18 protein-coding genes and 1 pseudogene are annotated in these 25352 nt (G+C 59.9%); 14 read left to right on the top strand and 5 right to left on the bottom strand.

All coding sequences use genetic code 11. The features are described from left to right. Window positions 1-19 precede the first annotated feature (19 nt). The 4 genes from E0473_RS01580 to E0473_RS01565 form a co-directional block, all read right to left on the bottom strand. Window positions 20-742, bottom strand: coding sequence for an N-formylglutamate amidohydrolase (locus E0473_RS01580; protein ID WP_137679107.1), 723 nt, complete (start codon window positions 740-742; stop codon window positions 20-22). A gap of 112 nt (window positions 743-854) precedes the next feature. Then, a complete protein-coding gene (locus E0473_RS01575) occupies window positions 855-1652 on the bottom strand; it encodes a 4-(cytidine 5'-diphospho)-2-C-methyl-D-erythritol kinase (protein WP_137679106.1) in 798 nt (265 codons plus the stop codon). Continuing rightward, a complete protein-coding gene (locus E0473_RS01570) occupies window positions 1652-2083 on the bottom strand; it encodes an endonuclease domain-containing protein (RefSeq protein ID WP_137679105.1) in 432 nt (143 codons plus the stop codon). Before E0473_RS01570 ends, E0473_RS01575 begins: the two co-directional genes overlap by 1 nt. A gap of 60 nt (window positions 2084-2143) precedes the next feature. After that, a complete protein-coding gene (locus tag E0473_RS01565) occupies window positions 2144-3805 on the bottom strand; it encodes an electron transfer flavoprotein-ubiquinone oxidoreductase (protein WP_241657282.1) in 1662 nt (553 codons plus the stop codon). Between the two features lie 40 nt (window positions 3806-3845). On the opposite strand from E0473_RS01565, the gene E0473_RS01560 reads away from it, so the two are divergent. From E0473_RS01560 to E0473_RS01525, 8 genes and pseudogenes are all read left to right on the top strand, one after another. After that, on the top strand, window positions 3846-4607 hold the full coding sequence (locus E0473_RS01560; protein WP_137679104.1) for a uracil-DNA glycosylase family protein: 762 nt from the start codon (window positions 3846-3848) through the stop codon (window positions 4605-4607). Window positions 4608-4645: 38 nt separating this feature from the next. Further along, the gene (locus E0473_RS01555) at window positions 4646-6394 is read left to right on the top strand and encodes a lytic transglycosylase domain-containing protein (RefSeq protein WP_137679103.1); all 1749 of its coding nucleotides are present in this window, start codon (window positions 4646-4648) and stop codon (window positions 6392-6394) included. A 10-nt stretch (window positions 6395-6404) separates the two neighbouring features. After that, window positions 6405-6932: a molybdenum cofactor biosynthesis protein B gene (gene moaB / locus E0473_RS01550; RefSeq protein WP_137679102.1), complete on the top strand. Its 528-nt coding sequence runs from the start codon at window positions 6405-6407 to the stop codon at window positions 6930-6932. Between the two features lie 36 nt (window positions 6933-6968). Further along, window positions 6969-7208 (top strand): annotated as a pseudogene (locus E0473_RS01545) (PA0069 family radical SAM protein); the annotation flags it as partial. Between the two features lie 173 nt (window positions 7209-7381). Then, window positions 7382-8692, top strand: a complete 1311-nt coding sequence (locus E0473_RS01540) for a tyrosine-type recombinase/integrase (RefSeq protein ID WP_161981477.1) — start codon at window positions 7382-7384, stop codon at window positions 8690-8692. 86 nt (window positions 8693-8778) lie between these two features. Further along, the gene (locus tag E0473_RS01535) at window positions 8779-10632 is read left to right on the top strand and encodes a hypothetical protein (RefSeq protein WP_137679100.1); all 1854 of its coding nucleotides are present in this window, start codon (window positions 8779-8781) and stop codon (window positions 10630-10632) included. Between the two features lie 5 nt (window positions 10633-10637). Continuing rightward, window positions 10638-13100 (top strand): site-specific integrase, encoded by a 2463-nt coding sequence (locus E0473_RS01530; protein WP_137679099.1) that lies wholly within the window; start codon window positions 10638-10640, stop codon window positions 13098-13100. Further along, complete coding sequence (locus E0473_RS01525) at window positions 13090-13587, top strand: hypothetical protein (RefSeq protein WP_137679098.1); 498 nt, start codon at window positions 13090-13092, stop codon at window positions 13585-13587. The genes E0473_RS01530 and E0473_RS01525 overlap by 11 nt, the downstream gene beginning before the upstream one ends. Before the next feature lie 508 nt (window positions 13588-14095). On the opposite strand, the gene E0473_RS01520 is transcribed toward E0473_RS01525, so the two are convergent. Further along, complete coding sequence (locus E0473_RS01520) at window positions 14096-14368, bottom strand: hypothetical protein (protein ID WP_137679097.1); 273 nt, start codon at window positions 14366-14368, stop codon at window positions 14096-14098. A 303-nt stretch (window positions 14369-14671) separates the two neighbouring features. On the opposite strand from E0473_RS01520, the gene E0473_RS01515 reads away from it, so the two are divergent. The 6 genes from E0473_RS01515 (at window position 14672) to E0473_RS01490 (ending at window position 25058) form a co-directional block, all read left to right on the top strand. Further along, on the top strand, window positions 14672-16195 hold the full coding sequence (locus E0473_RS01515) for a site-specific DNA-methyltransferase (RefSeq protein WP_137679096.1): 1524 nt from the start codon (window positions 14672-14674) through the stop codon (window positions 16193-16195). After that, window positions 16195-18876 (top strand): DEAD/DEAH box helicase family protein, encoded by a 2682-nt coding sequence (locus E0473_RS01510; protein WP_137679095.1) that lies wholly within the window; start codon window positions 16195-16197, stop codon window positions 18874-18876. Before E0473_RS01515 ends, E0473_RS01510 begins: the two co-directional genes overlap by 1 nt. 136 nt (window positions 18877-19012) lie before the next feature. Further along, a complete protein-coding gene (locus tag E0473_RS01505) occupies window positions 19013-19297 on the top strand; it encodes a hypothetical protein (RefSeq protein WP_137679094.1) in 285 nt (94 codons plus the stop codon). A gap of 1267 nt (window positions 19298-20564) precedes the next feature. After that, complete coding sequence (locus tag E0473_RS01500; protein ID WP_206663410.1) at window positions 20565-22637, top strand: TonB-dependent receptor; 2073 nt, start codon at window positions 20565-20567, stop codon at window positions 22635-22637. A 64-nt stretch (window positions 22638-22701) separates the two neighbouring features. After that, on the top strand, window positions 22702-23670 hold the full coding sequence (locus E0473_RS01495) for an amidohydrolase family protein (RefSeq protein ID WP_206663409.1): 969 nt from the start codon (window positions 22702-22704) through the stop codon (window positions 23668-23670). A gap of 353 nt (window positions 23671-24023) precedes the next feature. After that, the gene (locus E0473_RS01490) at window positions 24024-25058 is read left to right on the top strand and encodes a LacI family DNA-binding transcriptional regulator (protein WP_137679091.1); all 1035 of its coding nucleotides are present in this window, start codon (window positions 24024-24026) and stop codon (window positions 25056-25058) included. The last annotated feature ends 294 nt before the right edge of the window (window positions 25059-25352 follow it).

The raw sequence follows: 25352 nt of genomic DNA, 5'->3' as shown, positions 1-25352 counted from the left end.
TGCAGCTGCAACGGCCCGCCTAGCCTGCCAGCGCGTGGACGACCGTCTGGCCCATTTGCGCGAGCAACTTGGCAAAGCGCGCCTGGCCGGTCTCGTTGGTGATCAGGTCGTTGCGAATCTCGATTGCGCAATAGGGGCGGCCATGGGCTTCGGCATGGCGGTTCATCGTCGCGTTGAGCTGGCGGCCAGAATAGGGCTCGTTGTCGCCCACGACGAGGCGCTGATCGGCGAAGAATTTCATCGCGTGCTGCGCGGCGCGGTCGTCTTGGTTGTAAAGGAGCGCGATCTCCCAGGGGCGCGGTTCGCCGCCATCTTCCATGCGAGGCGTGAACGAGTGGACCGAAAGGATCAGCGCCGGGTCGGCCTCGTCGAGCCAGCTCGCCATCGCAGCATGATAGGGGCGATGGAAGGCGTCGAGCCGCGCTTCGCGGTCGGCGCCGATATTGCCGGGGATGAGGATGCCGTCGCTGACTTCGGGGATAAGGCCCTTGGACTCCTCCTCGCGGTGAAGGTCGATCACGAGGCGGCTGAGCGTGGCGAGGTGCGCGGCCATGCCGTGGCGCCTAACCAGACGCTCGACCACGCCGGCGGTGCCGATATCCCAACCCACGTGCTTGTCCAGCACCTCGGCGGTGACGCCGAGTTCAACGTCTGCGGGAACGTGGTTGGAGGCATGGTCGCAAACGGCAACGATGCCGCCGCGCGTGGGGGTGCCGATCTGGCGGTAGGGGGTGAAGGTCATAGGGCGCCTATACAGCAAAATTCATGCGCGTCCTTAGCCAGCACAAATCTCGTATAGCCCGAGCCAAGCACCCACACCCTCTCAGGGCGAGCAGAAGTAGGTTCTGAATTTCTTAGCGCAGCAAACCCGCCATCTGCCACCAGTCGGAAGGCATAGCGCGGGCCGCCGCATCGCGGGCCTCAACGTCATTGAACAGCGCAAAGCAGGTCGCACCCGAGCCGGACATTTCGACCTTCCATGCCTCGCTCTTGCCGAGCGCGGCCAGCACCTCAGCGATCACCGGGCACTGGCTGATCGCGGGATCGCGCAGATCGTTGCGGCCTGCCTCGGCGATTTCGCGTGCGGTCCCCTCGGGCATGGGGCCGCGATCCTTATCGTCCCACGCTTTGAACACCGGCCCGGTGGCAAGCGGCACGCGCGGATTGACCAGCAGAACAGGCGTTCCCGTGAGATCGCTGTCGATGGGTTCGAGATCGGTCCCGGTCCCGCGCCCGACGCAGGTGACGCTCTCGACGCAGGCCGGAACATCGGCGCCGAGCTTCGCGGCACGTTGGCGCCAGTCGTCGGGCAGGCCTTGGGCGCGTTCGACCAGCCGGAACAGAGCCCCAGCGTCCGCCGAGCCCCCGCCCAGCCCCGCGGCGACGGGGAGGCTCTTCTCAAGCGTGATCGCCAGCCCATCGGGACGCGGCAGCGATCCCAGCGCCTGCATCACGATATTGCCGAACGGATCATCTAGCGCGCCGCCGAATTCGCCGACCACCTGCAACTGGTCCTGCTCGGCGCGTTTGGCCAGCAGGGTGTCGCCGCGATCGACGAAAGCGAACAGCGTTTCGAGCTCGTGATAACCGTCCTCGCGCCGACTGCGGACATGCAGCGCGAGGTTGATCTTGGCGTAGGCGGTTTCTTGCATCAATCCTCCCCCTCCGGGGGAGGGGGACCATGCGCAGCATGGTGGAGGGGTACAGGCCGCTTGAAAGCCCCCCGCCCGGTCCGTTCCCGACAAATCTCAACTATCCGCACCACAACCGGCTCCACATCGTCCAGAATTATCTTTGCGGGTATCCGCGTGGTCGCGATCCCCTGCGAGCGCAACCATGCGGACCGCCGCGTGTCACGCGCTGATACCGATGCGCTGTTATGCGCGATCCCATCGACCTCGATGGCCAATCGGACCGAAGCACAGTAAAAATCGAGCACATAGTCACCCGCTGGATGCTGACGTCGAAACTTGAAATTACCGGGCCGTTGACGCAATTCAGTCCACAGCTTGCGCTCAGGCAGAGACATTTCGCTGCGCAGCTTGCGGGCGTGTTTGACCGTTTCGCGCGGTCCGGTGATCACCTCTCCAGCCCCTCCACCATGCTGCGCATGGTCCCCCTCCCCGTTTCGGGGAGGATGAACTCACATATTCGGATAGTTCGGCCCACCGCCGCCTTCGGGCGTGGTCCAGGTGATATTCTGGTTCGGGTCCTTGATATCGCAGGTCTTGCAGTGGACGCAGTTCTGCGAATTGATCTGGAACTTCGGCTCCTCGCCGTCCTCGATCAGCCACTCGTAGACCCCCGCCGGGCAATAGCGCGTCGACGGCCCCGCAAACACACCCAGCTCGCTCTCGCGTTGCAGCTCCATGTCGGCCACCTTGAGGTGGTTGGGCTGATCCTCGGCGTGGTTGGTGAACGAGTAGGACACGCTGGTCAGCCGGTCGAAGCTGATCTTGCCGTCGGGCGCCGGATAGGCGATCGGCTGGTGCAGGTCGGCGCGTTGCAGTTCTTCGTAGTCGCGGTGGTGCTTCATCGTGATCGGCAGGCCGATCTTCAGCGAGCGCATCCACATGTCCGCCCCCGCCAGTACGGTTCCGATCTCACCCCCGAACTTGGCGACGGCAGGCTGCGCGTTCTTCACCAGCTTCAGCTCCGTGGCGATCCAGCTCTCGCGCAGGGCCGCGTCGTAATCCATCACCGCGTCATGCTGGCGGCCCGCCGCAATCGCCGCCGCCACACTTTCAGCCGCCAGCATTCCGCTCTTCATCGCGGTGTGGCTGCCCTTGATGCGCGGCACGTTCACGAAGCCCGCCGCACAGCCGATCAGCGCGCCGCCCGGGAAAGCGAGCTGCGGCACCGACTGCCACCCACCCTCGTTGATCGCCCGCGCGCCATAGGCCACGCGCTTGCCGCCTTCGAGCACCGCACGGATCTCCGGGTGCTGCTTCCAGCGCTGGAATTCGTGGAAAGGGCTGACGTAAGGGTTCTTGTAATCGAGCGCGGTCACGAAGCCCAAGGCCACCTGCCCGCCCGCCTGATAGTAGAGGAAGCCCCCGCCCCAGGTGTCGCTTTCGCTTAAGGGCCAGCCCTGCGTGTGGATCACCCGGCCCGGCTTGTGCTTGGCCGGATCGATGTCCCACAGCTCCTTGATGCCAAGGCCATAGACCTGCGGCTCGCAATTGGCCTCCAGATCGAAGCGGGCCTTCATCTGCTTGGTCAGGTTGCCGCGCGCGCCCTCGGCGAACAGCGTGTACTTGGCCTCGATGGCCATACCGGGCTGGAAATCGCCCTTGCGGCTGCCATCGGCAGCGACTCCCATGTCCTGCGTGATCACGCCCGTTACCGCGCCATCCTCGCCCAGCATCACTTCGGCGGCAGGGAAGCCGGGGAACACCATCACGCCCAGCCCTTCGGCCTGTTCGGCCAGCCAGCGGGTGAGATTGCCGAGCGAGCCGGTGTAGCACCCGTGGTTGCTCATCAGCGGCGGCATGAACGCGTGCGGCAGGCTGGTCTTGCCGCTCTTCGACAGCGCCCAGTGCCAGTTGTCCGTCACCGGCGTTTGTGCCATCGGACAATCCATCGTGCGCCATTCGGGCAGCAGCTCGTCAAGCGCCTTGGGATCGACCACCGCGCCCGAAAGAATATGCGCGCCGATCTCCGAGCCCTTTTCGAGCACGACAACTTCCAACTCCTCATTGAGCTGTTTGAGCCGGATCGCGGCGGAAAGGCCCGCCGGGCCACCACCGACAATCACAACATCGCAGGGCATACTCTCGCGTTCGATTTCCACTTCGGTACTCATCGTTTCGGCCCGTTTTGCAGTGAGATCATGGCTCTGGGGCTTGATCGCTACCCGCGCCCGCGTCAAGGGTGGCCCCGTGCTCGGGTTCGACAATTCACCTGCTGGATCTTTCGCCGATCAGCTTGCCGCGATCAATGCGTGGTGGGCCGATGCCGGTGTCGATCACCTGTTCGATGACGAGCCGCAGGCGCTGCTGCGTGAACAAGTGGCTGCGCCGGATGCCATGCCCAAGGCAGCCGACACGAGTGCCCAAGCCGAGGCGGAGCTGGTTCCGAGCTTCGATCCCTCGACTTTGCCGACCTCGCTCGAGGCCTTCGCTACCTGGTGGAAAGACCCGGCGACCGAGCTTCCGCTCGCGCATGGCACACGCGTCGCGGCACGCGGCCCTGCCGAGGCGCCGATCATGGTGCTGGTGCCGATGCCCGAAGCTGGCGACAGCGAACGGCTGCTTGCGAGCGCGCAGGGGCGGCTGATCGCCAACATCCTGCGCGCCATGGGGCTTGCCGAAGAGCAGGCCTATTTCGCCAGCGCCTTGCCTTGCCCCACCACCATGCCCGACTGGCCCGGCCTTGCCCGTGTTGGCCTTTCCGCGATCACCGAGCGCCATGTGGCCCTTGCCGCACCACAGCGGGTGTTGGTGCTGGGCGACGGCATGGGGCAGATGCTCGGGCTGGCGCAGGGTCAGGGCCAGCTTGCCGATATCCCGGCCCTCGCCGCGCGCGCGCCCGAACACCTTCTTGCTCACCCACGCCAGCGCGCCCGCTTGTGGCGCGCGCTGCTTGACTGGATGCCCAGCCAATGACGCTTCGCCCATTATCCCTTCGCCCATTGACGCTCGGTATGGCTCTCGGCCTCGCCGTCACGGCCTGCCTAGGCGCGCCTGCCGCCGCGCAGGATTCGCGCACCTACTTCACCGCCCGCATCACTCAGAGCGACGTGCCGCAGGTGCTCAGCCAGTCGGATCGTGATTATTACGGCGCACTGTTTAGTGCCATCGATGGCGAGCGGTGGGGCGAAGTGGAAGGCCTGCTGGCGCAGCGCCAAGACGGCCCGCTTCATGCAGTAGCGCGCGCCGAATACTATCTTGCCGCCAATTCACCGCGCGTCGAGGCGCCGCAGATCGAGGCCTGGATGCAGACCGGGCGCAACCTTCCGCAGGCCGAACAGCTGGCCCGGCTGGGCGAGCGGCGCGGCGTTTCGGTGCCGGTTTCGCTCCCTGCCAAGCAAGGGTTCGTGCAGCAACCCGGCCAGGTCCGCCGCACCCGCCCTCGCTCGGTGAACGACGGCACTATGCCCTCCTCGCTCGAAGCTGCGATCCTTGAACGTATTACCAACGACGACCCCAACGGCGCGCGCCAACTGCTTGACGGGATCGACGCTTCGCTCAGCTCTGCTGCAAGGGCCGAATGGCGCCAGCGCGTGGCATGGTCCTATTTCATCGAGAACATGGACGACCAGTCGCTTGCCATGGCGCGCACGGTGAGTGAAGGTACCGGCGAGTGGGTGGCCGAGGGGCAGTGGGTCGAAGGGCTGGCCTCGTGGCGGCTCAACGATTGCGCAGGCGCGCTCGATGCGTTCCGGCGCTCCGCCTACAACGCGATCAACCCCGAACTGCGCACGGCGGCGCTCTACTGGGGTGCCCGTTCCGCGTTGCTGTGCCGTCAGCCCGATCTCGCAACGGAAATGCTGGGGCAAGCGGCGGCCAACGATGGCACGATGTACGGTATGCTTGCTGCCGAGCAGCTGGGCCGCGATTTGCCCGACCGGGTGGAAAGTGCCGACTTCTCCGAGGCCGACTGGCAGCAGCTTGGTGGCAACCAAAACGTCCGCATCGCCATTGCGCTGGCGGAACTTGGCCGCGATATTCTGAGCAGCGAGGTGCTGCTGCACGAAGCTGCCATCGGACCGGCCAGCAACTATGCCGCGCTCTCGCGCCTCGCCCGCTCGCTCGGCTTCCCGCAGACGCAGCTTTACATGGCCTACAATGCGCCGGTCGGCACCAGCAGCGATCCGGCCTCCTACTTCCCGGCGCCGAAGATCGCGCCGCGCGGTGGCTGGCAGATCGATCCAGCGCTGGCCTTTGCGCATATCCTCCAGGAATCGAACTTCCGCGCCAGCGCGGTCAGCCCGGCCAATGCACAGGGGCTGATGCAGATCACCCCGATCACGGTGCGCCAGCACGCGGGCTGCGTCGGCCAGTCTTCGGGTTCAATCGATGTGTTCGAAGAGAGCACCAACCTGGCGCTCGGCCAGTGCAACATCCAGATGCTGCGCGACGATTCTGCCATACGCGGAGAGCTGCCGAAGATGATGGCGGCCTACAACGCCGGGCTCACCCCGGTTCGCCGCTGGGAGAGCGAGGTCAACGATCAGGGCGATCCGCTGCTGTACATGGAGGCGATCCCCTATTGGGAGACGCGCAGCTATGTCGCCATCGTGATGCGCAACTACTGGATGTACGAACGGCAGGCCAATGCCCCCTCGGCCAGTCGCCGCGCGCTGGCGCAGAACGTCTGGCCGCAACTCACCACCGGCACCGCCGGCGAGGAACGCGGACAGACGAGCGGCCGCGTCTACTTCTCCAACTGAGGCCTCACCGATGGCAATCGACACCACCCGAACCTTCACCCCCATCACCATCGCGCTGCTGACGGTGTCCGACACACGCGGCCCGGAGGAGGATACCTCGGGCGACATTCTGGCCGAGCGCATCACCGCCGCAGGCCACACGCTCGGCGCGCGCACAATCCTGCGTGACGATGCCGAGCTGATCGCCGCGCAGCTTGAGGCGTGGATAGAAGATCCCGCCATCGACGCGGTGGTCTCGACCGGCGGCACGGGCCTCACCGGGCGCGACGTGACGCCCGAAGCGCTTGACCGGGTGAAGGAGAAGGACATCCCCGGCTTCGGCGAACTGTTCCGCTGGGTCAGCTACAACACCATCGGCACCAGCACGGTGCAGTCGCGCGCCTGCGCGGTGCTGGCGCGGGGCACCTATATTTTCGCGCTGCCCGGCTCGAACGGCGCGGTGAAGGATGGCTGGGACAAGATCCTCGCCGAACAGCTCGACAGCCGCAACCGGCCCTGCAACTTCGTCGAACTGATGCCGAGGCTGCGCGAAAAATAGCTTCCCCGACTCGAATGTTCCGTTTATGTTCCTACTGTGGAACAGCAGCGGATCAAAGGTCGGGGGGCGCAATCGGGCAAGGTTTCCGCGCGCTTTGCCCTGCCTGAGCGGACCGAGGACGGCGACTGGCGTGATGCGCGCGAGGCCGTCGACGGCGGGCCGCCACCGCTGCGCACCGAGGTGACCGAGGAGCATCCCCGCTCGATCCTCAGCTACAATACATCACCCGACATTCCGTTCGACCGTTCGATCAACGCCTATCGCGGGTGCGAGCATGTTATGTCGGGTACCACTTAAAATATCCCATCGAGCAAAGAGTTACAATGACCAGCATCAGCACTTGCATAGTCATACGCCAGATTTGTTGCTCATCTGGACATTGAACCCATTGAAATTGGAGAACCTTTCCTCCTTCCATGGTTTGGTCATATAGGACTTCAAAATTTCTCATGCACAAAGTTTCTTACAGTCCAGACCCAGTTTCCGCGTCCTCTCCCACGGTTCTGCAGCCATGGTTCAGCAGAACTGGCCTCAAAGCAGGTCATCCTGCCATTTGGTGTGATGGGGAACTCTTTGAAGAGGGTTGTCGCTGGCTGAATGAAGAGATTGTGCCAATCCGTTCCAGTGCCAAGACTTGGGCGCAGGCAGCGCAAAGTTTGCTCACCTGGCTTGATTTTCTTGGAGCGATACAGGTTGATTGGCGTCACGCTGGTAAGGACGAGCTGGTAGCCTACCGAGATGCTTATCTCGGCTCGATTTCCCCGCAAACCGGTAAGGAGTATTCTTCCAACACGGTTTCAGTGCGAATGACTTACCTCATCGATTTCATTAGCTTTGCGGTCGAACAAGGGTGGATCTATAGTGATTTCAGGTCAGGCAAAGTTGCACAGCCCAGACCCAAAGCATGTACACCAACCGACCAAGACCCGCTAGCACACATACGCAAGGGCAATCGCCAGCTTGTAGCGGGAGGTGGTGTAGCAGCGTCCGGACTTAACAAGCTGATCCCTAAAGCCAGCCAGGACGACACCGTTAGGGTCCTGTCGCGCGAAGATCTTGCAGCTCTTTTGCGTTGGGCTGGGCCTAGGCCGAGCGAGAGGGAAGCAGAAGACGGCGGAAGTGACCGAGATTTCGTGTTGTTGGATTTAGGCTGGGCGTGCGGCCTGCGCGTTCAGGAAATCGTAAATATAGATATCCTGTCCATTCTCGCACTCCCAGCGAATCCCAGTTTCCCAGGAGAGATGGCTAAACTGCCGATCAAGGGAAAAGGCGAAAAAACTCGATTGATCGACGTACCGTCTTGGCTTTTGCTTGATCTGCAAGCCTATGTCGAAAATGAACGGAAGCGCGCCCTGAGAAAGCGCGGGCACAGAATTGATGAGCGGCAACTTATACTCAATTCTGAATACTCTTCTCGCTCCGGCAAGCCCATGACGAAGGCGGCGATGCAGGATCTTATGCGACGGGCATGCGCGGCTTGCGGGCTGCTCACCAAAGTCAGGAAAACCAATCCCGAGACTGGTGAAGTCGTATTCATGGAGATTCCTAAGTATTCCATGCACTGCCTGCGGCACGTCTACGCTGTGATGACCTACCACAATCACCGCAAGTCGGGATTTGCGGACTTGGATGCGTGGAAATATGTGCAAATGCAATTAGGTCACAAGTCGCCGACAACGACGATCAAAACCTACCTCAATCATATTTCCGTCTGGGCTGATTATCGAGCCGCCCGCAGCTTGCTCCAGATGGTTCGATGAGCCCGAGGCGTTTCAAGACGGCTGCCTCCGTCGTAGCTCAAGCCAATGCCCGTGCAGCAGAGGCGTCAAAAAACATCGCTCAACCTATGCCGTTAATGCTGCGGCCGGAAGAGCGAAGCGCACCCGTCGCGTTCCATTCACGCATCGACGATTCACGTGACCCAGAGACCGGAGCGCCCCGGCTGCGCGTCATCTTCCCCAACAATGATGCTCCTGAAATCTACGAGCTCTCGTGCTTGCTCGCACATGAGGAACTGGCTCTTTTCCTTGCAGAAGGCTTCAACCATTGGGCGGCTTCGGTGAGCCCTCCAACCCGCGATAAGCGGCTCCGCGAACTGACCAGAGGGATCGGCACATTTTTGATGAGCCTAGACCAGAAGGTCACGCCAACTTCGATCGACGAGGCCTTTTGGACGAGCTTCGTTGTCTGGCTGAACGGGCCGCGCCACAGAAGCGGAAAGACTTGGGCTCCAGCAACCAGAGCGAAAACTCTCAACGCAGTTAAGATTTGTATTTCAGCACTTCTGGATCATCCCGTCCACGGCGCGGCTGCAACCACCATTATGGATCAGTCTGGATTTCCTCATAACTCTTGGCCTGGGCGTTCTAGAAAGAGCGTTCCGACTAAGGTTTTGTCGCCTACAGAACGGCAGGCCATGATCTTCGCTTGTCTAAGCGAAATCGCGGTGACTCGCGAGCACCTGCTGGAGCGTGAAGCCATCCTTGCGACCGGTCGAGCCTTGCTTGAAGATGCGCAGTCCGAAGGCCGCGCCCCCCCCTATTACTCGGAAGTTGGAGCTTGCGCAGCGCGAATAGAACAATCATTCCCAGATCGACTAGCTTTGCCAAAAGACCTGCATCTCTTGGAACCCGCATTGGGCAGAGCCGTAGCTTACAAACATGGAATGATTCCAACTCGACGTCTACTATACGCAACGTTTCGAGACCTCGTGCCATTTGTAATCTTAATTGGCACGAAAACTGCCTTCAATTCAGACACAGTTTTGTCCTTGAAATGGAGTCAGGTCAGAACATCGAGAGACAAAAAGACAATTACATTTCTGGGGATCAAAAATCGTGCATCTGATCTCCAGGTCAGCATGACTGAAGCAGGCACAGCGCTCGATCACGATTTTGCCGCCGAACCTGGCGTACCTTTTGCTTTTGCCGACCTTCTCGATATGCTGCGCGAGCTCACGGAGCGTACTCGCCACATTCTTTCGGATCCAAGCCAGGCTGACAGGCTGTTTGTCGGCATTCCAGCTTGGGGGAGTCAAACGGTGAAATCGTACGACCATAAAAATGGTCCATCGTCTGACGAGGCTTGGAAGTATTCACTGCAGAAATTCGTGAACGACCATGGGCTAAAGCCGTTTTCATTACAGACGGTGCGATTTACTGAGGGGGAGTCAGAGTGGCGCAGGACAGGCGACCTACTTGCAGTGCGGGACCGTCTCGGCCACACACATATCGCTACAACGAGGACCCACTACACCAGTGATGGGATGCGACGTGACAGCCAGTTGCGCGTCGCTGAGACCCAAGCATTTTATCATCGGTGGGCTCGAACCGAAGGTCGCATCGATCCGCGGCAACAACCAGAGAAGTGTCGATCTGCTGCAACCCCTGGCTTTGGTTGCCTAGATCCCTTTAACAGCCCTCGGCCCGGACAAAGCAAAGGCAAGTTATGCACCGCCTATGGGGAATGCGCAGATTGCCCACTTGCACAGGCGTGGCCTCATAATGTGCAAGCGGCCGCCTACTATCTCGCTCTGCCAAAGGCGATCAACGATGCACGGCTAGGACGAATGTCACCTAGACACTGGGCACAAAAGTGGCCGCCAATCTTGAACGCCCACAATCATTTGCTTGACGAGATTCCCTCAGAGATACGGGCCAATGCGTCACGGCTTCACGTAAAACTCAAGCCGGTGGGTTGATCGCAATGCCCGCCGTCACAGAAAAATCGAACCGTGTCACGACCACATCCGCCGTTCTCGAAGTGACGGCTGAGAAACCGCTGCACCTGTGGCTTGACCGCGATCGCCTTGCGCTAGAACCCGTCTCCAGTAAGAGCCTCTGGGGAGACACCCGCTGGGTGTTCGACAACCCGACTAGCGGTGCCGTGGACAATGCAAGCACTATTAGCTGGGACTTGGAGCTGCTTGACGATGAAAATCTACTTGACCGCAAGTATGCTGATTTGCTGGACTGGGTACGCCGACTAGTATGGTCTTCCTTTGCTGCGCCTGGCGAAGGCGCCAGCGCTAGAAAGCCGGGCAGCTTAGGATCCTTGGCCGCTGGCATGCGGTATTGGATCTCTTGGCTTGTTCAGCAAGAAGTTACCTGGCCCCACGAGATCGACACGGATGTTGTCAAACTATACCAGACACATTTGCGCGACGACTTTGACGACGATTTACCTTCGAGGGCTCTGACCGAAGCGCAAGCTTACTCGCGTTTGCTTCCATTCCTCCTTCTTTGGCGTCAGCGCTTCACTTTGGAGCGGGCAGGTATTGCGCCTATGCCTACTCCGCCATTTGGCCGCTCTAGCGTAATCAATATTGCTATGAAGATCGCTTCAATTCAAAGGGGAAGCTATAGCCCTTTGCCAGACGAAGTTGCGATCCCGGTGCTCAACACCTCGATGGCTATGCTTGGACAGCCTGCTTCTGATGTCATCGCTCTGACTGAGGCCTGTGCGCAAGGCTACGCCGCAGGTATGGCTGAAAAAGTTGGGATTGACCGGAAAAAGTATCACGCGGAGCGTCGACAGCGCGCTGCGGCCAGAGCATTCCAGTTCGCCAAAATAGATGGTCGAGCATGGCACCCGCCGCTCGATCCTAAAGATTGGGATCCGACGATAGTCGCTACCATCGAAGGGACCTTGAAGTCATACCTTCAACGCAATCGTGCCAAATGGCTTGCGCAAGAGAAACGCCGGCCAACACTTCCACTCCACCGACGGAGAGGAAGAGAGTGTGTCGACCTCCGCAAGATTACCAAGGAGGCAGAACTCAGGCCAAGCGATGAACACATGTTTTCTCAGCATCAGGCTCTCAAAAGCTTGATCAATGCGACAGCGGTCGAGCAAGGATGCCCTAGACTGCAAGTACTTGATGTTATGCAACGGGTCCGCCAATTGATGATGTCGATCTGCTCGGCAGCCCACCTTGTGATTCAAGCAACGACCGGCATGCGGATCAGTGAAATTTGCGGCCTCAAGGCTGGGATTGATCCAGAAAGTTCCTTACCGCACTCAGTCCGCATTCAAGACAGCTTCGATGGTCTCAGCGAAGTCTTCGTCCTCACATCTGAACTTTCAAAAACCGAAGAAACACCAAGAGATGTACCGTGGGTCTTGGGCTATCGTCCAAAAGGAGCAAGCGAGCTGCCTCCTGCCGTCCACGCGATAATGATACTGACTCGGCTCCTAGCGCCATATCGTGAGCTGCTTGGTACCGACGACCTGTTTGTAACCCTTTGGTCTGGTAGAGGTGTTGCAAAGACCGCCGCTGGCGTCAGTCGAATAAACACTGATCGCCTGCGAGAAAGCGCGAAGGAATTCATCGCGGAATGGGTCGATCTTACCTCCCTCCCTGACGAAGCAGCGAGGAAAACTCGCGACAAGGAACTTGTACCCTATCGCGAGAGCCATGGGCGATGCATCATGACACATCAACTTCGAAAGAGCTTCGGATACTTCGCCTCCAACATCGACCGACGCCTTTTGCCCATATTACAGATGAATTTTCATCACGTCTCGGTCGCGATGACAGATGGCTCCTACACCGGGAACCCCGTGTTAGAACGTGATGCGAACGATGTCCGTTACCAGAGCCTCGCATTGGAGTCGCTCGAAATTGCCCGCGGTAGCAGCGGGATGGCGGGGCGATTCGGCGAGAAGTTGGAAGAGAAAACCATTGCCGAGCTAGGGCCGCGCATCCAAGGACTCTCGACCGAGGACGCATACCTCGAAGCATTTGTTTACGTTGAAGAGGCCGGAATCAACCGGTTGTATTTCGAGCCTTACGGAATCTGCGGAGCTCTAAGCGCGTCGCAAATGGCTTGTCACGATGCTGGTGGGACAACAGATATCGCTCGCTGGGAACATAGTCTGACTCCCAATTATGATACCCGGCATCCAAGCCTTTGCGCTGGCTGCGCTTGCTTCGCCATTTCCCGGCGGCACCTTCCATATTGGGAGACGCGATACATCGACAATAGCGCTCAACTTCGAGTTTTTGAGACGTTGGGTCTCACCGGCCCATTGGTTGACGGTTCCCTCACGCTCACCCAGGCACAGGCGCAGCAGTCGCTGGCAATCTGCCGCAGGCTCGGAAGTGACATGGCAGATCTTGAGAGCCGCCTCCAGATTGAAGTGAAGGAGGCGCTCGATGCCACGTAGGAGAACAAACTCGCCAGACCGGATTAAGCAGGATTTCCTTGATGCGATTGAGCGCTTGAAAAATGGGCGACCGCAGGATCCGGAATTGCGTGATAAGGTCGCGAGGGGCAAGGCTGTCAAAATCAACATCCTGACGGTTTCTAAAGAGGCAGGGCGCGCTCGCGGGCTGATCGGCAAAGAGAACTGCCGTTACCCCGAAGTGCGCCAGCTTGTCTTGATGGAGGCTGACGCAAGTGGACTCGTCCCCAAAAGCCGCGATGATGTAATCAAAAGATTGCGAGTCGAGATCGCCGAACTGCGGGCGCAGCTCTCACACGCAGAAGCCCATGCCGCTTATCACTTTGCTGAGAGGACAAAGGCGGAAAAGGGTATGCGCGACTACAAGAGCCGATATGAACGGTTGAGGGCTAAAGTGGTTAAGGACACGAAGTCCAGAGAAAGTACGGTGATTCCATTGTACCCTGAAACTGCTGACGAAACCAAATGAACTACTGCGTAGGCCCGTCCACAGAGTGGCTAACTACATCGGCACGACTACCTTTCCATGGTCCCAACCACCTCAATCCGACCTTCGAGTTCGTCGAAGCGCCAAGCCCCCGGCATGTTGTGGCGTTCTCCGTCGCTGCCTTCGATTGTGACAGTCGCCTCGCAGTTTTGACCAGTTAATGGCGATGCTGATGCGCAGCTTATGTCGCGAGCTGAAATGAACTTTGAACCCGCAATATATTCTGCCTCTCCCTGCTCAGAGCGCGCGTTCTGGGCTGTTTCGCGCGCACCATCAGCCAACTCGTTATCCGTCCCCAAACGACGAGCAATGTCTGCCGATCGCTGGGCGCTCTCTTAAAAATTCTCCGCATGACATTGCAGGAATTCAGCCCGATCCAATTGCGCTTGTTGCTCGACAGGCCACCGCCGTTCGATAGCGGCCTCATGGTCACTGTCTGAAGGGCCGCACGCCGCAGCGAAAGCCAACAGGCCTAATCCCAGAGCGCGCCTCATTGGTCGTCTCCGTTATCCGCGACTGGCTGCACCCGCGGGGAGAACGTCTTGAATTGCCGCTGGTCCCTGCCCTCGAATTTCAGCAGCTTGAACGGCGCCCCGGTTTCCTGATCGGCGAACTCAAGCTGGCGATCGTTGTGAAAGGCATTGATATACAGGTTGGCACTACGGATCTCGTTCATGCCGTTCGCGACCAGAGCCTGCACGATGCAGTCGACCGCGTCCTGAAATTCATGCGGGCGGTACTGGCCGCTCATCTTGATCCGCATGTCGTCGTTACTCCCTGACCAGCTTTCAAGCCGGGCCGTAGTAACATCCGAGACTGAGTCCGAAAGCGCTGCCGTCTTTAGGCAGGGCCCTGGACATGCACGACAGCGACCCGGCCAGTAGCACTGACCAAGCCCCAGTCGTTCAGCGGAGTTACTACGCTCCGGACAGCACTTTCCGCGGCGTTGGCCAAGCTATTGCATCGACATGGCGTTTTGTCATCCCCGCGCGATTAGCGTTCGGCGATTGTTCCCCGTCCACCGCTTTGCTAGTCGTTGTACCAAATCTGGACCAACGGGGAATTCATGCCGATATTGTCGTGGCTTACGCGCGAGCAGGATGTGAAGGCAGCGGACAGCGTTCCGTATCGCCTGCTTGAGCGGGACGATGCGCTATCCGACGGCGAGTCCGATAGCGGCAATATGCTGATTCAGGGTGACAATCTGGAGGCGTTGAAGGCGCTGCTGCCCTATTATCGCGGGCAGGTGAAATGCATCTATATCGATCCGCCGTACAATACTGGCTCAGCCTTCGAGCATTATGACGACAATCTGGAACACAGCCGCTGGCTGGCGATGATGTGGCCGAGGCTCGAGCTGTTGCGGGAGTTGCTCGCCGAGGATGGCAGCATTTGGATCAGCATGGACGATGACGAGGCTCACTACCTCAAGATTATCCTCGATGAGATTTTTGGACGCCAGAATTTCGTCGCCACCTGCATGTGGCAGAAGCGATATTCGCGCGACGGGCGTGGTGCCATTGGAGACGCGCACGAGAGCGTCTTCTGCTACGCATCGTCGGCTGAAGAATTCAAACTGACTCGCAATCTTCTGCCACTCTCAGATAAGCAGCGGAAACTGTACAAGAATCCCGATAGGGATCCGCGTGGGCCATGGCAGTCGGTATCGATGCTTGCCCAAGGGTACCGACCCAATCAAATGTACGAAATCCAAGCTCCAAATGGGGCCAAGCATACGCCCCCAGACGGGAACTGTTGGAAGCTGATTGAGCCAGAATTCAAAAGGCAACTCGAAGATGGGCGGATTACCTTTGGTGCCAATGGAGACGGCGTGCCTCGACGAAAATATTTCCTCTCCGAGGCGAAGGGAGTGGTTCCGTGGACTTGGTGGCCTCATGAAGAAGTGGGGCACACAGGGGAGTCCAAAGCCGAGATTAAGGCGCTCTTCGGGAAAGATGTTTTTGACACACCCAAGCCCGAACGGCTGATGAAGCGCGTCTTGGAGATCGCTTCAAATCCGGGCGACCTTGTCCTCGATTCGTTCCTCGGATCAGGCACCACCGCAGCAGTAGCGCACAAAATGGGTCGCCGCTGGATTGGCGTCGAGATGGGCGATCACGCTCATACCCACTGTGTTCCTCGCTTGAAGAAAGTCGTCGAAGGCGAGCAAGGCGGAATCAGCGAAGCGGTCGAATGGAAAGGCGGTGGCGGCTTCGCGTTCTACCGGCTTGGCGGCGAGGTATTCGCCCCGGATGGCACCATCGCACCCGGGATCAAGTTCGCGCCGCTCGCCGCGCATATCTGGTTCGCTGAAACCGGCACTCCGATGGCTGGCGATGCGGCGACACCGTTTCTTGGTGTGCATGATGGCACGGGCATCGCGCTACTCTACAACGGCATCCTCGGCGACAAGAGTGTCGCGGGCGGCAACGTGTTGACCCGAACGACGCTCGGCATCATTCGGGAAGCAGCCGGTGACTTCGACGGCCCGCTGATCGTCTATGGCGAGGCAAGCCGGATCGGTCCCGAAGCGCTGAAGCGAGAAGGCATCACCTTCAAGCAGACACCCTATGACGTGAAGGCCCGCTGATGCAGCTCAAGACCTATCAGCGCGAAACGCTGGGCACGCTCCGCCGCTTCCTGCGCGATGCGCGGGTGCGCGGCCCGAAAGCGGCCTATGAGGCGATCACGTCAGAGCCGGATCAGGCCAGGCGGCTGCGCGGCTATGGCGGCAGCTACACCCCGCTGCTGGGCGATGAGGAGCTTCCCTATGTCTGCCTGCGTCTGCCCACCGGGGGCGGCAAGACGATCCTCGCCGCGCATTCCATCGCCGCCGCAGCCGAAGACTATATCGGGCAGGAGTTCCCGATGGTGCTATGGCTGGTGCCGTCGACCACGATCCGCAAGCAAACCGCCGAAGCGCTGCAGAACCCGCGTCACCCCTATCGCAAGGCCCTGTCCGAACATTTCGGCGAGCCGTTGCGCGTCTTCGATATGTCCGATTTCCTGCGCCTGCGCCCGCACGATATCGGCCGGCATCTGTGCGTGTTCGTCGGCACGATCCAGAACCTGCGCGTCAGCAACACCGATGGACGCAAGGTCTATGACCATCAGGAGGATCTGGAGCCGTTCTTCACCAAGGTGCCCAAGCGTGCGAAAGGGTTGGAGCCGCTGGGCGAGGATCTCACGAAGAAGGTCGGCGGCGATCCGGCCGATATCCGCTACAGCTTCGCCAATCTGATGCACCTACATCGCCCGCTCATGATCGTGGACGAAGCGCACAAGGCGGTGACCGGCCTTTCGCGCGAAATGCAGTCGCGGGTGAACCCTGCCGCTGTGATCGAGTTCACCGCCACACCGCAGAAGAAGAGCAACATCCTGCACGCTGTGAGTGCGCTCGAACTCAAGAACGAGCAGATGATCAAATTGCCCGTCCAGTTGGGTGAACACCAAACTTGGCAGGGCGCAGTGACGGCGGCAATCGCGAAACGCGCAGAGCTGGCCGAGGAAGCGGAGAAGGACCGCGAGGGGTACATCCGCCCCATCGTGCTGTTCCAAGCGCAGGACAAGGGCCAGGAGGTCACGGTTGAGGTGCTCAAGCAGCACCTGATCGATGTGCACCGGGTAGACGAAAGCAGCATCGCAATCGCCACCGGCGAACAGCGGGAGCTCGACGGGATCGACCTGTTCGATCCGAATGCCGATCCGCTGATCGAATATGTCATCACCAAAGAGGCGTTGAAGGAAGGTTGGGACTGCTCCTTCGCCTACGTGTTCTGTTCAGTGGCCAACATCAAAAGCTCGACTGACGCCGAGCAGTTGCTCGGCCGCGTGCTGCGCATGCCCTACGCCACGCGGCGCAAGTCGCCGAAGCTTAATAAGGCTTACGCCAACCTGGTCAGCAAGAGCTTTGCCGAGGCGGCAACGGCGCTGCGCGATCGTCTGGTCGACATGGGTTTCGAGGAAACCGAGGCCGAAGAGAACATCGAAGCTGATCCGCAGTTCGGCAGCGATGATCCGGACGATCTGTGGGCCCCGCGACGCAGGCCCAAGCCATCGGTCCGGATCGAGATCGAAGCCAGCGACGAAGAGCTTTCGAACGCCCGCGAGGCAGCATCGGACAACATCGCCGTCACGAAGGATGACGATGGCAAGGCAACCATCGTCGTCACTGGCTTCGTCCGCGACGAAGAAATCGAGCAGGTTGCAGCTGCCCTTCCCCAAGCGGCCGCCGACCGCATCCGCGAGGACGTAGCGAAATACAACGCCGAGCATGCCCACAAGGCTTCGCCCGCTGAGAAGGGCGAGGAGTTCGTCGTACCGGCCCTGATGGCCCATGTGCAGGGCGATCTGGTGTTCGCTGACAGCGAGCGGTTCGCCGAATATTTCGACTGGTCGCTGAAGGACGCCCCGGTCCAGCTCGGCAAAGACGAGTTCGACGTCAACGCGACCGAGGACGGCTTCGAGATCGACCTCGACGGCAATAATCTGACGCTGAAGCCGACCGACCAGTCAGACCAATTGTTGCTCGACATCGAAGTGGATGGCTGGAGCGAAGCCAGCTTGGTGCGCCTGCTCGCCAAGCAGGTGCGGGCGGATGATGTGCCGGCCAGTGAGATGCTCGCGTGGCTGTCATCGGTAGTGCAGCACCTGACCGGCACACGCGGGCTGCCCCTGGCTGCGCTGATGCGATGCCGGTTTATCCTCGCGCGTAAGCTCAAGGACAAGGTCGACGCGCTGCGCAAGGCTGCCCGGGAGAATGCATACCAGACCTGCCTCTTCGCTCCTGATGCCGAGGTGGAGGTATCCTTCGATGAAGGCTTCCGCTTCTTCGACGGCATGTTCGATGGTGTGCCGAGCTATCGCGGCACCAAATACACCTTCGCGAAGCATTTCCTCGGCCCCGATCGTGTCCCGCGTTTCGATGGCAAGGGCGAAGACGGTGCTGAGGGCGAGGAGTTTAAGGCGGCGCAGCTGATCGATGCGATGCCCGAGATCGAATACTGGGTCCGCAACGTGTCGCAGCATCCGAATGCGTTCCGCCTTCCGGTCGCGGGTGGCTGGACCTACCCGGACTTCGTCGCGAAGCTGAAGGACGAACGCTTGCTTGTCGTCGAGTACAAAGGCAGCCATCTCGTCGCCGACTCCGCCGAAAAGCGTGCCGTTGGCGATCTGTGGCAAGCTCGTAGCGGCGGCGACGGGGTGTATGTTTTTGCCGAGAAGGCTGTCGACGGCAAAGGCGTGCGGGAGCAAATCAGAGCACAGCTCTGAACCACCAACACCTCGCTCCCCTTTACCTGCGCAATCCAGCTGCTAACATTCAGCCAGAACCTTTCAGCTGCTCGGTCGCATCGCCCAGGCTCCGCGATCGACAGGATACGTGTACTCAAACGAAAGGCTCTATCTCATGAAAAGTCATGCATGTTTCCGTGTTTCGGTCGACGAAGTCGCTCAGGATTTCGCGAAGTACGCCGAACTCGCCAAGACCCGCACATTCGAGATTTACGACGAAGGTAAAGTTGAGGTGATGCTGGTGCGCATTTCTGCTGTTCCCGAGTGGGATCGCCAACTGCAGAGAAGCATCCGTACGGATATGTTAACTCCGGAAGAGTGGGAGATGTCCATGACCCCGCCAGATGATCTCAGTCACCTGCGGGAAAGCTATGACGATTGGGAGGATCCTAACCAGTAAGTTCACGCCGGTCAGCGTGATAAAATGGCGCTGACCGGCAACACTTCTATGGCAGCTCTGCGCCCAATCCCGGTCATCCACCTTTGCCCGTGCGACGCCTAAAAGCGGACGTTACCGTCGTCTGAAGCGAGTGGACACCTCTGGGACGAAGCTGCCGCTCAGAAGTCATCTGTCGAATGACAGGTCCCGCCAAAAGCTGACCTTCAGCATGGCGCGGCCCCACCGCTCGGAATGTCACAAGCTGGGCAGGTAGCGATTGGTCCGCTTTTACTCGATCCTGTTGATCGGGTAACCGTTGCCGATGGCCCCGAAAAGGCGGTCAGCCAGTCCTACAGGTTCATGGTCGTGGCCGTGCCGAGCATCGAGTACATGTTGCCGGCTCGCTCGCAGCCGCTGTCGGGGCCAGCAAAGGTTCAGTTCTTGCGTCCCTGCACTATGCCGCGAAGCACATTCTCCCTCGGGTTGTTGGCGATATCGACTCTGCCGTCTTGCGTGTCTCATCGCGCGGTCAAAGACGGCCTCCAGACCGCCCGTACCGGCATCGCTCGGCTTTGCCATTGAGATTTGCAGAGCTTTCTCAGGGCAAAAGTAAGCGCAAATGGTTGGGGTCCCCCCCAAACAGCCGACCTCTTGCCCTACTTCAATTCATGACCCGAGGTGATCCGCTTGGTCGTGATAATGTACGTCCGCTTGCCATTGTTACAATTGTTATCAGCGTGAGTGAGCTGCCATGCAAGCGCTCATCCCAGTTAAGGAGGCGGCGCGATTCAAGCTGTTGGAGAGGCCGGCAGCGCTCCCATTAAGCACGGCCACGGCTCACTTGTTCGTGGGCGTCAATGCCAACTGAACAACGCTTTTACCGAAAGCGGTGGCTCACTTAGGCTCTCTAGCAAGGATAAGGAGCGTCGGCTCGCCCGTCTCGTGAGCGCCAAGGTCGGCTAGCAGGATGCGCTTACCGAACGCGCGGTTGCGTCTGAACATGAACGCGCCTGTGCCAGAATACCTCACTTCGCCATAATCTCGCTTCTCTTAGACAGCGCTGTCTAGACAAGCATTTCCGCGCTCGTTAACGGGCCCGCGATTTAACTCGAAGCTTGCGGCAATTCGCAAGGCAGATGAAAGTAATGGGAGAAAAATAATGCGTAGATCTCTGGTTTTGGCTATGGGTTGCGCGCTGGGAGCGTTGGTAGCGCCCAACGGAGCACTCGCCCAACAGGCAGCGCCTGATTCTTCGGCGTCCGAAGGGGACGCAGGAGACGCCATCATTGTGACTGCGCAACGTCGTGCCGAGGTCGTGCAAGACGTTCCGCTGGCGATCACGGCGCTTGGCGGCGACGCGCTGGAAGAGGAAGGCGTTCGCGACATCTCCAACCTGTCCGATCTGGCGCCCAGCCTGTCGATCACCAATAATGGCGGCACGCCGCAGGTGTTCATGCGCGGCATAGGCAGCACCAACACCAATGCCAATGGCGATGCTGCAGTGGCCGTACATATTGATGGCGTCTATCTCGCCCGCGCCAATTCGCTGAACGCGCAATTCTACGATCTCGCGCGGGTCGAGGTGGTGCGCGGCCCCCAGGGTACGCTTTATGGCCGCAACGCAACGGCCGGCGCCATCAACATCATCACCAACCAGCCGCGTTTCACCTTCGAGGGCGCGGCTGCGGTGGAATATGGCAATTACAACACCCTGGTCACGTCGGGCATGGTGAACGCGCCGGTTAGCGACACGATCGCCGTGCGCGCCGCCTTCCAGACCGTGCGCCATGATGGCTATTTGCGTACCGCCGAGGCACCGGGTGTCACCGGGAACGACCGCAACGATCAGGATGACGTGTCTGCCCGGCTGCAGGTGCTGTTCGAACCGACCGAGCGGCTGCGCATCACCGCGCGCGGTGACTTCACCCATCTCGGCGGCGCGGGCACTGCGCTTAATGCCTACCCGCTGCCTACCGGAGATCCCTACGAATCCACCGCCAAGCTCAACGTTTCGCGCAACAATCGCATCTTTGGTGGCAGCCTAGAGCTGAATTACGATTTCGATTTCGCCACGCTGACCTATCTTGGCGGCTACCGCGAACTGCAGCTCGACATCACGTCGGAGAATTTGACGCCCGGCAACAACCGCCCGAATTACATCAACAACCGGCAGAAGAGTTCGTCGCACGAATTGCGCCTGGCTGGCGACCTGGCCAGGCTGGACTGGGTCGTGGGAGCCTACCTGTTCGACGAGAAGAACATCGATGACGTCGATATCGGTCTCGCAAACGGTACGTTCCTGACCATCTTCCAGAACCCCATCAAGGCCAACAGCTTCGCGCTATTCGGTCAGGCGACCTACGAATTGACCGACGCGCTGCGGGTGACGGCGGGGCTGCGCTACACCGAGGATGAAAAGTCAAACCGGGGCGGCACATTCATCACCACGCCGCAGGGCGACGTGATATTACAGATCGCGGTCAACCGTGCCGATGCGGACTGGACATCCACCGATTGGAAGGTTGGCCTAGAATACGACATCGGCCCGGATTCACTAGTCTATGCCCAGGTCGCGACAGCCTACAAGGCGGGCGGCTATTTCGACGGGCCAGCGCCTAACACGTATGACCCCGAAGAGATCGTCGCTTACGAGATCGGATCGAAAAACACGTTCCTGAACGGCGACCTCGTCTTCAACCTGTCGGCCTTCTACAACGATTACTCCGACCTGCAGGTATCCGCCGTTGAGACCATTGCGGGGGAAGCGGCGCTGGTCACTCGTAACGCCGGCACCGCCACCATTTACGGCATGGAACTGGAAACGCGTTTGCGCGTGGCGGAAAATGGCGGATTCAGCTTCGTAGGATCATGGCTGCACGCCCGCTACGACGATTTCGTGCTCGAGCAGGGCGATCCGTTCGTCAACAATCCGGGCAATGCCAATGTGGAGCGCTGCTACACCGCCGATTACAGCCAGCCCGCGCCACGCCGGGCCGACTTCAGCGGCTGCGCGCTCGCCCGGACGCCGGAATGGTCGTTCACCACTGGCTACACCCACAACTTCGACCTGAGCAATGGCGCCGCGATCGAGGCGCAGGTGCAGACCCGCTTCGAGAGTGGCAAGGATCTGGAGTTTCACGGCTTTGCCAGCAATTATCAGGATTCCTTCACCAAGACCGACCTGTCGTTGACATATGTCGCACCGGAGGCGTGGCGATTGCAGGTCTATGTGCGCAACCTGGAGGATGAGGCGGTGAAAACCGTATCCAATTCCAATGCGCAGACAGGCGATTCGAGCATCGGCACGGCGGATTACGCGCCACCGCGCCAGTACGGCGTTCGCCTGTCGGCTACGTTCTGATGGTTGCGCAACGAGGAGAGCGCTGATGAAGTACCCCTGTGCGGCCCTTGCCGCTGCCGCCTGCATGGCTGCGCCACTGGCCGCGCAGGAGGAGTCGCGCCCTGAAGCGCCGCCGCCGATCATCGACGTGCACTTCCATGCGACTCTCGAGAGCAGTTCGTTGGGCGATCCGATCTGCCCCAACCCGCAGCAATTTCTCGCGCTCGACCCGAGTGATGCCCCAGGCGGCTTCTTCGGATGGTCGCAGGAAGATTGCTCGCCGCGACTCTATCCGGCACCACCTGGAGAATATCTGTCCACGCTGGTGGCCGAAATGGAACGGCTTAACGTCACGGCCGTGGTGTTCGGCGATCCTGAAAGCGTGCATGCCTACCAGCAGGCCGCTCCGGATCGCATGATCGCGGGCACCACCTTCGCCTCGGAGCCCGACACCGACAAGGCGGCCGAACTGCGCCGGCTGGAAGATTTGTTCACCGATGGCGGCTTCAAGGTGATGGGCGAGATCGGCTTGCAATATCAGGGCCTGTCACCAAGCGACCCTAGTGTGGATGAGTATTTCGCACTGGCCGAACGGCTCGACATCCCCGTTGCCATTCATATGGGCACCGGCGGGTCGGGTCGGGCCAATGTCCTCATGCCGACATTCCGCGCATCCATGGGTGATCCGCTGCTGCTGGAGGATCTGCTCGCACGTCATCCGAAGCTGCGGGTGCAGATAATGCATGCGGGTTACCCCATGATCGACAATCTGCTCACCCTGTTGCAGGCCAACGCCTACGTCCATGTCGACATTGCTGGCCTCATCTGGAGCTATCCAATCGAGGAGGTGAACCGCTACATCGAACGGATCGTGGATGCTGGTTTCGGCGACCGGGTCATGTTCGGAACGGACCAAGTCGCTTGGCCGGGGTTGATGGCCCACTCGATCAGTATCATTCAGAACGCGGAATACCTATCGCCGCAGCAGAAGCGGGATATCCTCTACAATAACGCCGCCCGTTTTTTGCGGATCGGAAGTAAAGTGGATAACTGATTCCGACGGCGCCTTGAAGAGCTGGGGATAGTCAGGAGTAGCTTGCTTTAGCGGCCGCTACGTGAACTTGGGCGAGGAATCCGTCGGAAGGCTCAACGCGCTTTATTGGGCGGCGCGATGATTCCGCCGCTTGCTGGCGCACCGGTAGCCTTGGACTTGGTGCTCCCTGCGCTCTTCTATGCCGTGATCGCGGTTCTCGGCTAGTTGCCAGAAGACCGTTGGCGTTAGATGTCGGCGGCCCCGGGGCGCGCGTCAACCTGCGTACGCGTTCGTTGACTTCTCCTAATCTATCGGGCGATAGACCCGCCTCTGCTCCGGCCGGAAGAGCATCGATTTTGGGGGAGACATGTTGCATGCGTGAGGGTGTGGGTTCCCGTGTCACGATGGAGGTCGTTGCCAAGCGCGCCGGTGTGTCCCTCAAGAGCGTTTCACGGGTCGTAAATGGCGAGGCGGGGGTCTCCGAAGAGCTGCGTGCGAAAGTGACAGAAGCCGTTAACGCGTTGGGTTACGTGCCCGATGTGGCGGCGCGGTCGCTGGCCGGGGTGCGGTCCTTCACCATCGCTATCTTGTTCGACAATCCCTCGTCCAACTATAACATGAAGATTCAATCCGGAGCTTACGAAGCCTGCAGCGATGCAGGCTATCACCTGCGACTCTACGAAATCCAATCGGATTGTTCGGATGAAGAGCTCATCCGGCAGCTCTCCGGCATCCTGCAAAAGGGCCGTTGCGACGGTTTCGTGCTATCACCCCCGCTGTGCGACGATTCACGCCTGCTGGATTTCCTTGAGCGCGAGCAGAAGGCCTACGTAAGGATCGCGCCTGTTCTGGAGCCCAGCCGAACAAGCGCCGTTGAGACTGACGATTTCGAAGCTGCGGGCGAGGTCGCTCGCCTGTTCCACCGGCTGGGACACAAGAGGATAGCGCTGGTCAACGGGCCCGTCACGCACGGCCAAGCAATCTATCGGCGCGACGGCTTTCTCAAGGCAATCCAGTCGCTCGTCCCTAACGCCACGGTTCGCGAGGATTGGGGCGACTTCACCTTCTATAGTGGAATGATGGCGGGGAAGCGCTTGCTGAAGGGCTGCGAGCCGCCTCAGGCGGTCTTTGCCACCAATGACGACATGGCGGCGGGCGTGATGAACGCTGCGCAGCAGATGGGTTACCGAGTGCCGGAGGATCTCTCGGTGTGCGGCTTTGATGACGGGATCATCGCGATGACGATATGGCCCCATCTTACGACTATCCACCAACCGATCGCGGAGATGGCTTCCAAAGCGGTAAGGATGTTGATTGAGGGGCTGCCAAAGGAACCGGTCACAAGATTGGTCAATACCTATCTGGTCGAACGGGATTCAGTGGCGTCCGCCGCGACGCTACCTGCGTAGAGTAGTTATGGCGATCGGGATGGTGCGTTTTGAGGCTTACGGTTAGGCGGCTCTATTGAAATGAGCGCCTTGTCGTATCGAATGGGAGGACGCGCCCGAACGATCAGGATGCGGACGCGAGGTTGAAACGTCGTTTCACCGTTTCGAATGTCTGCTATCCCGATCCGTGCTCCGGCAAACTGCGGCTCTGGATCGTCCGAAATCTTGGCCACCTTGAACATGCTGATCCGAGGCCCGCTTTAAGGCAATCGTGGGCCAAGCTTCAATTGTCGGTATTTGGGCACGTTGCAGTTA

Source organism: Aurantiacibacter suaedae, from assembly GCF_005434915.1.
In the GTDB taxonomy this organism is placed as follows: Bacteria; Pseudomonadota; Alphaproteobacteria; order Sphingomonadales; family Sphingomonadaceae; genus Alteraurantiacibacter; species Alteraurantiacibacter suaedae.
This window is presented reverse-complemented; position numbering and strand designations above follow the sequence as displayed.

Excerpts from the sequence above, each read along its gene's own strand:
- E0473_RS01580 (WP_137679107.1), bottom strand. The coding sequence starts at position 742 with ATGACCTTCACCCCCTACCGCCAGATCGGCACCCCCACGCGCGGCGGC.
- E0473_RS01575 (WP_137679106.1), bottom strand. The coding sequence starts at position 1,652 with ATGCAAGAAACCGCCTACGCCAAGATCAACCTCGCGCTGCATGTCCGC.
- E0473_RS01565 (WP_241657282.1), bottom strand. The coding sequence starts at position 3,805 with ATGAGTACCGAAGTGGAAATCGAACGCGAGAGTATGCCCTGCGATGTT.
- E0473_RS01555 (WP_137679103.1), top strand. The coding sequence starts at position 4,646 with ATGGCTCTCGGCCTCGCCGTCACGGCCTGCCTAGGCGCGCCTGCCGCC.
- moaB (WP_137679102.1), top strand. The coding sequence starts at position 6,405 with ATGGCAATCGACACCACCCGAACCTTCACCCCCATCACCATCGCGCTG.
- E0473_RS01540 (WP_161981477.1), top strand. The coding sequence starts at position 7,382 with ATGCACAAAGTTTCTTACAGTCCAGACCCAGTTTCCGCGTCCTCTCCC.
- E0473_RS01535 (WP_137679100.1), top strand. The coding sequence starts at position 8,779 with ATGCCGTTAATGCTGCGGCCGGAAGAGCGAAGCGCACCCGTCGCGTTC.
- E0473_RS01530 (WP_137679099.1), top strand. The coding sequence starts at position 10,638 with ATGCCCGCCGTCACAGAAAAATCGAACCGTGTCACGACCACATCCGCC.
- E0473_RS01525 (WP_137679098.1), top strand. The coding sequence starts at position 13,090 with ATGCCACGTAGGAGAACAAACTCGCCAGACCGGATTAAGCAGGATTTC.
- E0473_RS01520 (WP_137679097.1), bottom strand. The coding sequence starts at position 14,368 with ATGCGGATCAAGATGAGCGGCCAGTACCGCCCGCATGAATTTCAGGAC.
- E0473_RS01515 (WP_137679096.1), top strand. The coding sequence starts at position 14,672 with ATGCCGATATTGTCGTGGCTTACGCGCGAGCAGGATGTGAAGGCAGCG.
- E0473_RS01510 (WP_137679095.1), top strand. The coding sequence starts at position 16,195 with ATGCAGCTCAAGACCTATCAGCGCGAAACGCTGGGCACGCTCCGCCGC.
- E0473_RS01505 (WP_137679094.1), top strand. The coding sequence starts at position 19,013 with ATGAAAAGTCATGCATGTTTCCGTGTTTCGGTCGACGAAGTCGCTCAG.
- E0473_RS01495 (WP_206663409.1), top strand. The coding sequence starts at position 22,702 with ATGGCTGCGCCACTGGCCGCGCAGGAGGAGTCGCGCCCTGAAGCGCCG.
- E0473_RS01490 (WP_137679091.1), top strand. The coding sequence starts at position 24,024 with ATGCGTGAGGGTGTGGGTTCCCGTGTCACGATGGAGGTCGTTGCCAAG.